Source organism: Desulfobacter sp. UBA2225 (genome assembly GCF_002348205.1).
Taxonomy (GTDB): Bacteria; Desulfobacterota; Desulfobacteria; order Desulfobacterales; family Desulfobacteraceae; genus Desulfobacter; species Desulfobacter postgatei.
Window position 1 is genome coordinate 1 of sequence record NZ_DDYV01000096.1, and the last position, 10,688, is coordinate 10,688.

General features: G+C 47.3%; 10 protein-coding genes and 1 tRNA gene. 1 reads left to right on the top strand and 10 read right to left on the bottom strand.

The annotated features are described in order from the left end of the window. Positions 1-172: 172 nt before the first annotated feature. From B3D59_RS05070 to B3D59_RS05110, 9 genes are all read right to left on the bottom strand, one after another. The gene (locus tag B3D59_RS05070; protein ID WP_286818162.1) at positions 173-568 is read right to left on the bottom strand and encodes a HEPN domain-containing protein; all 396 of its coding nucleotides are present in this window, start codon (positions 566-568) and stop codon (positions 173-175) included. Between the two features lie 86 nt (positions 569-654). Beyond that, positions 655-1,563 (bottom strand): transposase, encoded by a 909-nt coding sequence (locus tag B3D59_RS05075; protein WP_286818163.1) that lies wholly within the window; start codon positions 1,561-1,563, stop codon positions 655-657. Between the two features lie 133 nt (positions 1,564-1,696). Next, complete coding sequence (locus B3D59_RS05080; protein WP_286818164.1) at positions 1,697-3,355, bottom strand: B12-binding domain-containing radical SAM protein; 1,659 nt, start codon at positions 3,353-3,355, stop codon at positions 1,697-1,699. 11 nt (positions 3,356-3,366) lie between these two features. Next, a complete protein-coding gene (locus B3D59_RS05085; protein ID WP_286818165.1) occupies positions 3,367-4,551 on the bottom strand; it encodes an MFS transporter in 1,185 nt (394 codons plus the stop codon). A gap of 36 nt (positions 4,552-4,587) precedes the next feature. Further along, positions 4,588-5,253, bottom strand: coding sequence for a ribulose-phosphate 3-epimerase (rpe, locus tag B3D59_RS05090; RefSeq protein WP_286818166.1), 666 nt, complete (start codon positions 5,251-5,253; stop codon positions 4,588-4,590). A gap of 14 nt (positions 5,254-5,267) precedes the next feature. Further along, complete coding sequence (rsmB, locus tag B3D59_RS05095) at positions 5,268-6,641, bottom strand: 16S rRNA (cytosine(967)-C(5))-methyltransferase RsmB (RefSeq protein WP_286818167.1); 1,374 nt, start codon at positions 6,639-6,641, stop codon at positions 5,268-5,270. Then, positions 6,638-7,585, bottom strand: coding sequence for a methionyl-tRNA formyltransferase (gene fmt, locus B3D59_RS05100; protein ID WP_286818168.1), 948 nt, complete (start codon positions 7,583-7,585; stop codon positions 6,638-6,640). Before fmt ends, rsmB begins: the two co-directional genes overlap by 4 nt. Beyond that, on the bottom strand, positions 7,582-8,112 hold the full coding sequence (gene def, locus B3D59_RS05105; protein WP_286818169.1) for a peptide deformylase: 531 nt from the start codon (positions 8,110-8,112) through the stop codon (positions 7,582-7,584). Before def ends, fmt begins: the two co-directional genes overlap by 4 nt. Then, the gene (locus B3D59_RS05110) at positions 8,113-9,042 is read right to left on the bottom strand and encodes a bifunctional riboflavin kinase/FAD synthetase (protein ID WP_286818170.1); all 930 of its coding nucleotides are present in this window, start codon (positions 9,040-9,042) and stop codon (positions 8,113-8,115) included. Between the two features lie 119 nt (positions 9,043-9,161). Here B3D59_RS05110 and B3D59_RS05115 point away from each other — a divergent pair. Then, positions 9,162-9,248, top strand: a tRNA-Leu gene (locus tag B3D59_RS05115). 132 nt (positions 9,249-9,380) lie between these two features. Here B3D59_RS05115 and mtaB read toward each other — a convergent pair. Next, positions 9,381-10,688 (bottom strand): tRNA (N(6)-L-threonylcarbamoyladenosine(37)-C(2))-methylthiotransferase MtaB (gene mtaB / locus B3D59_RS05120; RefSeq protein ID WP_286818171.1); only part of this gene is annotated, 1,308 nt, incomplete at its 5' end.

Here is a 10,688-nt window from a genome sequence, read left to right on the forward strand (position 1 = left end):
ATTCTTTTGGACACTTTAGGGGCTGACCTGGTTATTACAAATTAGGGTGAGTGTCAACCACGGAAAAGCTCGGAGAGCCAAAAATTTCCTTTTGCATAACTGCCGAATAAAAAAGCCTTGGATATCATCAACCCGTTTTGGTTCAGTAAAAGAATATAGTCTTTAACGGATTTTAAGATTGTATTTGGGATTTTAGCCATTCAGCAACAACCTGTATTTTGGTAAAATAATTGTCAGTAAATTCTTTGGTGCAGATTTTATAGAATTCTTTTTTACATTCCGGATAGCGGACTTCAAGATTGAAATCATTAACTTCATCTAAAAAAATGGTTTGTTCCTCTGACAAATCAATTTTTGCTAATTGGGCCAGTCGGTTTAAATTACGCGTTTTAGGAGGGATCTTATTCTCATTGCTTTGTACAAATAGAGATTTCAACCGTTTTTCAAGGACCAGATGTCCAATAAACAGACACCAGTCATATTTGCCAGAATCAAAAAGGCTTTTTGCGGCTGACAAGTCATTTTCTGCCGAATCGTTCCAATATTTGATATGTTCCTTGATGTCCATGAGTTAACTAATACGATACCTGTTTTTTTTAAAGATAAGCAATACCGTTCTAATTGAGCCAAATGGGTGAAAGGGTCATGAAAGGGTCAGGCTCGACATTTTGACATTTGCTCAAGGTTTATTTTTATTGTTTTAATTTTTCCCTGCAATTCGGCATCGTTTCGAAGACGCTCTCTTATCCGTCCGGCCGCCCTGCTCAGGGCGCTGAGATCCCTGCTAAAAATCATTCCCAAATCTGTCAGTGCCATATGATTATTTTCTTGGACCAGTAAAGCGGCAACAGCTCTTGCTTCAGCGGCAGGTTGCCGTTTTCCCGGCTCAAGAAGAATTTTATTGTCAATTCCGTAAATCAAGCATAAGGACGATATCAATTGGTCATATGACCATCTGTATCGCCATTGATCACCTGCCACCGCAAGAACTTCATCACTGAAACGGTCATTACCTAAAATCCTGCTTTCAAACATACCAGTATGGAACTCTTTCCTGTAACCTTCGTCCATCCGGGCTTGAACAAAATCAGTGTAAAGCCTTTTGGCAATGCTTTCATTCCGGTCAAATTGTGAAAAAATAACCTTTGTAGTCAGCCATGGGTATTTTTGTATTCCAAGGTAGGCGTTGTGACTGCTCCACTGATAGTCAGCTGGATTTTCACAGACTTTTGCCCTGACCGGATTGCAATGAATATATCTGACGAGTTCAAGCAGATAGTTGTCTTTGTCGATAAGAATCGCTTTATATCGTCCCTGGAATAGATGACCAAGCCGTTTTTGCCGTGAATTTATATAACGCGTATATCGAAAGCTTAAATTTTGCATTATCTGGGAAAGCGGCGTTTCTCCAACCTGAATGACCAGATGGACATGGTTCCTCATCAGACAGAATGCGTGAACGCGATGATTGTATCTTTTCCAGCCTTCCCCAAGCAGAAAATAAAAGTGATGCCGGTCATCTTCGGAGAAAAAAATTCCCTGGCCACCATTGCCTCTGAGCATCACGTGATAAAAAGCGCCTGGATAATGTAATCTTGGTTTTCTTGCCATGTGGATTAAGATATCAGCGGTATATCAAAATGTCAAGCCTGACCCTGACCCCACTTGACCCTGACCCCACTGGACAGGCACAAATTCAAACGCCTGCTGGAACGAGAACAAGCCCTTGAATGAATTTTCTACATAAATCGATACTGTGGGGATGATGGTAGATGCCGCCCTCATGATCCATTCCTCTGGGAATGCCGTCTGTTAAGAACATCCGGATTAAAAGGATGCTGGCCTTGTATCTGTCCATTTTCCCATGGCAGCTGTTTTCAATGTCTAAAACTTCGTCGGCACTTAACGCCTCAGGCAAAACACCATTTGGGTCCACACAGAATTTAAGAAAATTTAAAATTCTTGCCAGGCGTAAAAGCGTGACAGCTTCAAGCCTGGAAGTCCTATCCGGCACTGGAAAGGCTGTGGAGCGCATTAAGGTAAAATCATTGGGCAGCAACTGCTGTTTTTCACACAGGGTATAATCCGCACTGCCCGGGGCCGGATAATAAATGGAGAGGCCGGCAATGGTTCTTCTGGCCGCAAGTGCCAAAAGATCATTTAAGGTGGTTTCTGCTGTCTGACCTGGAGCGGCCCCAATAAGATAAGAGACACAATCCATATCCAGTTCCTTGGCGATCTCCAGCACCCTGTCATGGGCATCTCTGACGTCAGGGCGTTTAAAGCGCTTTAACTGGGTTGCACTGAAAGAGCCCACGGACAGGTTCAGGGTTTTAAAGCCGGATGCTTTCATGGCCGTCAGGATCTCGATGTCAAGGGATGGGGGAAAAAGCCCGTTCATGGCGCGCAGTTCAATATCCTCTCCCTTGAATATTTGCCGGATGCCGTGTAAAAGCTCCAGTACCCATGCTTTTTTAAGGGTTAAGTTTTCATCCTCAAAATCAATGAACCCAATCTGTTTAGACCTGGCCTGCAATTTGATTTCATCAAGAACATCATTAACCGGGCGCATCCGAAAATTCGCATAATTGCTGGATGCAGACACCGCGCAATATGAACAGAAAAAAGGACACCCTCTTGACGCCACAATGGTGATGGCTGCTTTTTTATTGCGCCGGTAAAAGTGCCAGTCGATTTTATCCAAAGCATTCTGGTCAAGCCCATGGGGAGAATCTGCCCAGGCCGGCGGATTGAGTACAATACCATTGCCCAGCCTGAAACCGATGCCGTTGATTTGTCTTAAATCATCTGCTTCAGGTAAGCTGCCTGGGGGATGCCCTTTTAGCAGTTGTGCAAGCTGTACCATGGGCGTCTCGCCCTCTCCCTGGATGACAAAATCAATGTCGTCGTTTTCGAGGCAGTTTTTGGGAAACTGGGTGGCATGATGGCCCCCAAGAACAATAAAGGCGTTGGGCCAGAATCGTTTCACGGCCCGTGCCGTGTCCAGGGCCTGGTTCCAATAGGGGGTGAACAAGGCAGAGATACCCACTAAAAAAGGCTTTTCCTGTCTGACCAGATTTGCAATATGCTCAAAACTGTAGCCAAAGTGTCTGTAATGGTGGAACAAGGAGAACAAGGTAATATCGGTTTTCCCGTAATGGGGAAGCAGGTGATCAAACCCTTTCGGATATTCAATAACCTTTGATTTATCTCTGGCAAGCGCATCAATGATGGCGCATGAAAATCCGGCCTGTTCCAACTCTTTGGCAATACAGGCCAGCCCGTAGGGAATGGTGCGTTTCTTTGTCAGGTAAAATTCCCGGATGGGCGGGGCAATTAATATGACATCCGGCATGGGCTGCGTGCCTACTTTATTTTGGGAAACAGAGCAATGGGTACAAGGCAGACCAGCGGGATAAATGCCGTACATTTAAGAACGATGGTCAGTCCGAAAATATCTGCCAGCCGGCCCATTCCCGGGGCAATGACCCCGCCAAGCCCATAGGCCAGTCCCATCATGAGGCTGGCTGCCATGGCCCGGGATCCCGGCGCAAGCTTCTGGGCCATGACCACACCTAAGGGCATGGGGGCCAGCACAAAAAAACCGGAAAGAAAGGCGCCGGTGTACGCCCCCAAGCCCGGCATGTATAAAAACATCAAAAGAGTCGGGGGCATAAGCAGGTATGACAGCAAAAAAACAGGCTTAAACCCGAACCGGTCTGCGCAATAGCCTGCGGTCAGTCCGGACAGGGTCCCGGCAATGGTGAAAAGCGCAATAATTACGCCCACAGAGGGCAGGGTATGGTCCTGACGGGTCAGATAAATGGGCATGAAGGTTAAAAATGTCTGGCCCACAACAGCTCGCAGCACCATGACCAGCCAGATTAAAAAAACCGTTTTATAGACCTTTCCAAAGGTGCGCTTCAAACTGTTGATGAATCCTAATCCTGCCAGGTTTTCGGATACGGGTTTTGGCATATACTTCAGGCAGAATATAAAGGAAACGAGACCCAAAAGCATGGTCCAGGGCATGGCAGACAAGCCAAAGCGGCTCACATACGAGGTAATGAACACAGGACCCAAAGCAAAGGCCAGAGTTCCGCCGGTATTGAAAATAGACTGTGCAAAGCCTGCCCGGTTTCCGGCATACACATTCACCATACCAGAAGTGGATGGATGAAACATGGAGGAGCCCACAGAGCCCAGACACAGCGTGGTTAGCAATATCCAATAATTGGGTGCGATACCGGAAAAGGGAATGACAAAAAAGACCAAAAACAATCCGGTGAGCACAAACCATCGGGTTTCGTACCTGTCAGCCATATATCCCACCACCGGCTGAACCACAAAAGATAAGAAACGCACGGTACCGGTAATCAGGCCCACCTGGGTCAGGGTAAGAGACAGCTTGGTCTGGAATGCCGGCAGCAAAGGGGTAAAAAAGGATGAATAAAAATCTCCGGTAAAATGGACCAGGCTTAGAACCAGGACAATCTTATAATCAAGTCTCTCCCCCCGGGTCAACGGTCCCGGGGTTTGGGCGGTACTCATGTGTGGGTGTCCTAATTCTTTAGGCTGTGGTTTTGTTCATATCTTGCCTTTGTCGGAAAGCGTGCGAAGCTCGTCTATGGTTTTTCCATAGTCAGGCGTGTTAAAAATGGCGGAACCCGCCACAAAACAACGGGCACCGGCCCGGGTCACAGCTTCCATGGTATCATTGTTTACGCCGCCGTCCACCTGGATAATGGCATCGGAGCATGCATCAGAGAGCATTTCGGACAACGCGGTAATTTTATTTAAGCTCGAATCAATAAACTTCTGGCCGCCGAAACCGGGATTGACACTCATGATAAGGACAAGATCAAGCAGATCAATGACATATTCAATGGCGGACAACGGCGTGGCCGGATTCAGGGCAACGCCGGCCTTGACGCCTAAACTTTTTATCAGCTGCAGACTGCGGTGCAGATGGGGGCATGCCTCGGCATGGACGCTGATGTAGTCGGCCCCTGCTTTGGCAAAATCCGGAATTCTGGCATCGGGGGTTTCAATCATCAGGTGTACGTCCAGCACCAGATCTGTGGCGCGTTTACACGCCTCCACAACAATGGGGCCGTAGGAAATGTTGGGCACAAATTGTCCGTCCATGACATCAATGTGAATCCAGTCTGCGCCGGCTTTTTCAACCGCTTTGACCTCTTCCCCCAAACGGGTGAAATCAGCAGAGAGAACAGAAGGGGCGATCAGTGTCATAATAGTCTCCTATTTTAATTTTTCCTATTGCGTCTCATCCTGGCTATGAAAAATCCGTCCATTTCAAGATGGTCAGGAAAGGTTGTTTTATAAAATGTTTTAATCCCGGATTCGCAGAAAAAGGGCAGACGCGCTTCAAAACCTGAAGGGTCCGGGGAAAAATCCTTCCTCTTGTCTAAAAACCGTTGAATCACCTGGGTTGTCTCTTCAGGTTCACAGGAACAGACTGCGTATACCAGCACACCACCAGGTTTCACCAGATTGGCGGAACCGTTAAGGATTTTTTGCTGCAGGGCTGCCATGCGGATAACGTCGTTTGGTTTTCGTTTCCATCGGCTGTCCGGGTTTCTGGCAAGGACACCTAAGCCTGTGCATGGCGCATCCACAAGCACCCGGTCAAAATAGGATGAAAAATCATTGAACCCCGCCTTTGCCATGTCTACATGGGTGGTGCAAATAATATCAATGTTCAAACGTCCGGCTTCGCTGTTCAAACGTTCGGCTTTGCTTTCACCGGTATCGTTGGCTGTTATGTTGCCTTTGTTTCCCATTTCAAGGCCCATATGGCAGGTTTTGGTGCCAAGGCCTGCACAGGCATCCAGAATGTTTTCGCAGGGCTTGGGGGCTAAAACCTGTACGGCAAGTTGGGCCGCTTCATCCTGAATCTGGAACAGGCCTTCGTTAAACCCGGGCAGATCCGGTATGGCGATACCGGGTGTTCGGACCTGAAGACCTAAGGGGCTGAACCGTGTTATTTGGGATTTGATCCCTGCTCGTTCGAAATTTGCAATTAACTCTTCTCGACTGTTTTTGCGTGGATTAACCCTGAGTGTCAGCGGGGGTAAATCCATCAAAGCGCCCGCAAGGGTCAGCGTTTTTTCTTTGCCATATCTTGCAGCCCAGCGTTTACCAAGCCAGGATGGTATGGAAAAGGCCGCAGCAAGGTGTCCGGGTAGGTTTTTATCTAAACAGGGCAGGGCAATCTTTTTGTGGGATCTGGATATATTGCGCAAAACCGCATTGATGAACCCGGAAGCCTTTTTGCCGCAGATAGCTTTTGCAAGTTCAATACTGGTATCGATGCCTGCAAAATCAGGGACCCTGTCCAGGAAAACAATCTGGAAGACCCCAAGCCGCAATATGGTTTTTACCTTGGGATCAATCCGGTCAAAGGCAAGCTTAGAGCAGTGGCCAATCAATTGATCAATGCGTCCCCTGTGTCTGAACACCCCGAATACAATGGCATGGCAAAGCCCTCTATCCTTTTGACTTAAGCGTTCAAGCGACAGCGCCGCATCATCAACGGCACGGTCAAGGGGCAGGAAGGGCTTTTGCCCTGCTTCAATCAGGGTAAAGGCGATATAGCGTGGATCAGTGGTCTTGCTCATTTAAAACAGGCCGGCAGATCAATTTTATTTCCACAAAGAAATGCGGCTGCATCAAGGCGCTTTCCTGAACTTCCCATCAGTTCAAGCACCTGGACCACACCGTTTCCCGCAGCCACAAACAAGCCTTTGTCATTGCAGCAGACAATCGTGCCGGGCAACGCGGATGACGGAATAGATAAGGATGACAAAACAGCCTTGAAAATTTTAAGGCGTTTTCCGCAAAGTTCCGTAAAGGCCCCGGGCCAGGGTGTCATGGCGTTGATGTGAGCGCAGACAGACCTTGCACTGCCGTTCCAGTTAATGCGGCCGTCTGATTTTTTAAGCATGGTCACATAGGTGGCGTTTGAATGATCCTGGGGAACAGGGGTAACCTGATTGTGTTCAATGCCGTGGATGGTTTTAATAATAAGGTCGGCACCCATCAGCGATAGTCTGTCGTGCAGCATTGACGCCGTCTCTTCAGGATCCACAGGCGTTGTGTCCATCAACAGAATATCCCCTGCATCCATTTTTTCAGCCATGACCATGGTGGTCACGCCGGTATGTTCATCCATGTTTAAAATTGCCGCCTGGATGGGGGCAGCCCCTCGGTATTTTGGCAAAAGGGAGGCGTGGATGTTTATGGGGTATTTTTGCGGGATATCCAGCATCTGCCGTGAAAGGATCTGTCCAAAGGCAACCACCACAAAATAGTCGGGTTTAAGACCGGAAATAAGCGCTATTCCTTCCGGGGTATTTATTTTTTCCGGCTGGTACACCTCAATGCCAAGGTTCAGTGCGGCCTGTTTGACTGCGGAAGGGCTAAGTTTTTTTCCGCGGCCTTTGGGCCGGTCCGGCTGGGTTACTGCCAGTAAAATGTCAAACCCCGGATCTTTTGCCAGGGCCTCTAACGCCGGGACAGAGAATTCCGGGGTTCCCATGAAAACAATGCGGGTCTTTTTCATTTTTCGTTTTTCAATTGTTTTAACCGTCTTTTCTTATACATGGCCCTTTTCAATGCAGAAATCCTGTCAATAAACAGGATGCCGTCAAGATGGTCAATTTCATGCTGCATGATAACGGACATAAGCCCGTGGGCCTCAAACTCAATGGTTTCGCCGTCAATATTCATGGCCCGTACCGTGACGCTTGCATGCCGCCTGACATCGGCCCGGTAGTCAACAACACTTAAGCACCCTTCTTGTTCAGAGATAAAAGTCTCTTTGGATTTGGACAGGATCTCAGGATTAATCAGTGCGATAAATGTTTTGTCTTCAGGATCTTTTTGTTCCTCTGCTGCATTGGGGTCATAAACGATAACCCGCCGGTTTACGCCGACCTGGGGGGCGGCAAGGCCTACCCCAGAATCATGGAACATGGTCTCACCCATATCCTCAATAAATGTTTTCAGCTCCTCATCAATGGTCTCAACAGGCACTGAGACCATTTTTAATGAGGGTTCGGGGAAAGTGACAATATCAAGAGTAGCCATTTATTTTAAAATTTCCTTTGCTTTTTCAATGTCCTTTCTGATCTGGTCGGACAGCTGCGCAATATTTGAAAATTTAATTTCGTCCCGAAGTCGTTTCACCATATTAACGCGTATCCGAGATTCGTATATATCTTCTTTAAAATCAAAAATATGAACCTCAATGGTGAACATCCCATCCCCAAAGGTCGGGGAAAAACCAATATTGGCCACACCCTTGAATTTGCCGTGAATGGTTTCAACCGTTACCGCATAGACCCCGAACTTGGGACACAGTTCATCATGAAGTTTTATATTGGCCGTGGGAAAGCCAAGCTGACTGCCGCCGCGCTTGCGGCCCTTTATCACCTTGCCCCGGATCTGGTAAAACCGTCCAAGATAGTGCTTTGCCCGGTCCACATGGCCGTCCATGACAAGTTCTCTGATTCTTGTGCTGGAAATGCGCTCCGTGTCAGTTTCAACATCCCGTATCCAGTCAGGTACAATGGTCTCATACCCAAGTTCTCCACCCTTTGCTTTGAGCAGCGCAACATTACCGCCCCTGTTTTTTCCAAAGCTATAATCAGGGCCGATAACTATGGTTTTCATGCCGATTTTTTTTACAAGAATATCTTCGATGAATTCCTGGGCTGATATCTGTGCAAAGGCTTTGTCAAAGGGTAGACAGATCAGCACGTCTATGCCCGAGGATTTTATCAGTTCGATTTTCTGGTCCCGCCGGGTGATTAACGGGGGGGTGGAAATTCCCAGAGCTCTTAACGGATGGGGTTCAAATGTCATGGCTATGCAGGTGCCGCCAATTCGGCGCCCCGTTTCAATCACCTGGTTGAACAGCGCCTGGTGACCTTTGTGCACACCGTCAAAATTACCAATGGTAATAACGGCGTTGTTAAAGGGGGCCTTAATCTGATTCAAGTCTTCAATTAATTCCATGTCGTCCTTTAAAATTCAAACAAAATACTATTGACAAACCAAACAAACGCATATATATATCTCAACCATCGCTTTTACGCAATCTTTAAATGGGCTGCCTACAAAGCGATCCTGAGTGTGCCGAAGTGGCGGAATTGGTAGACGCACTAGTTTCAGGGACTAGCGAGCGTACGCTTGTGGGAGTTCGAATCTCCCCTTCGGCACCACCTCAATAAAGATCCCGGAAGGATAAGCCTTCTTGGGATTTTTTAGTTTTGGAATCCTCTCTCTTCTATCGTTCGATTTTATATGCCTGCTATTATGTACAATATGAGATGAAAATTAACTACATTGAGGTGTCAGGAAACAATCCGGCCAACAAGGCAGTTGCCGTTGCTGCATTGATCATATTTAAGATTAACTATTTGTCCTTTAAGGCTGTCCGGATTGCCATGTGTATCCTTTTCATTCTTAATAAAGACGGTCAGGTAGTTGGTGGTCACTGCCTTAAGCATCCCTGTCTGCCGATCCCCTTGATTCTGTATCAGGCCCTTTAGAATTCGACCTTGGTTTGACTTGATAAAATCTGAACGTTTCTGTTCACCAAGTTCGCGCATCAGCGCTGCTCTTTTTTTTGCCGTGTTCGATGGCACCTTTGGGGTAAAATGCCATGCGGGTGTCCCTTTTCTTGGTGAATAGGGAAATACATGAAGGTAGGATACGGGTAGAGCCGCTACAAGCTTATATGTATTTTCAAACGCCTTGTCGGTTTCACCGGGAAATCCCATGATCAAATCAAGACCAATACCGGCATGGGGCAGGATTTCATGGATTTTGTGGATCACTTCTGAAAATTGTTCAACTGAATAAGGCCGCTTCATGCGGGAGAGCACACCATCGTCTCCGGCCTGGAGAGGGATATGGAAGTGATCGCACAAAATATGGCCGGGTCGGGCCATATTAATGAGATCATCCGTTATTTCATTGGGCTCAATGGAGGAGATCCTTATTTGATCCACCGTTTTTTTGTCATCAAGGGTTTTTACAAGTTGTGTCAAAGATGTTTCAGGCTTTAAATCAAGACCATACAACCCCGTGTGGATACCCGTCAGAATTATCTCTTTGAACCCCTGTCCATTTAAGCCTGAAATGTGGGCCATGACCTGTTCAAAAGGCATGGATACCGATGCCCCTCTGGCATAGGGGATAATGCAATAGGTGCAGAACTGGTTACATCCGTCCTGGATTTTTAAATAGGCCCGGGTCATTGTTCCGTATACGGGCTGATCAAACCCTACAAAGCATGCCGTTTTTCCGTATTCAGGTTTTCTGAATTCAAATAAATCTTTTTCAGGCGCTTTCCGGGCAAGGTATGCAGGGATAAGATTTTTATCCTGGTGGCAGACAATGAGATTTACCCCTGAAATTTTTTTAAACTGTTCCGGATCTGTCTGTGCATGGCATCCGGTGACAATCACTGTTGCATCGGGATGTTCACGGATCAGCTTTCTGGTTTCCTGGCGGGACTGCATCCCGGCCCTGGCGGTTACTGCACAGGTGTTGACAATGCAAATATCAGCGGTGCGGCCCTGATCCGCCCTTGAAAATCCCTGGGCTTCAAGCTGGGCTGCAATGCCGTCTGACTCATATTGATTGACTTTACAGCC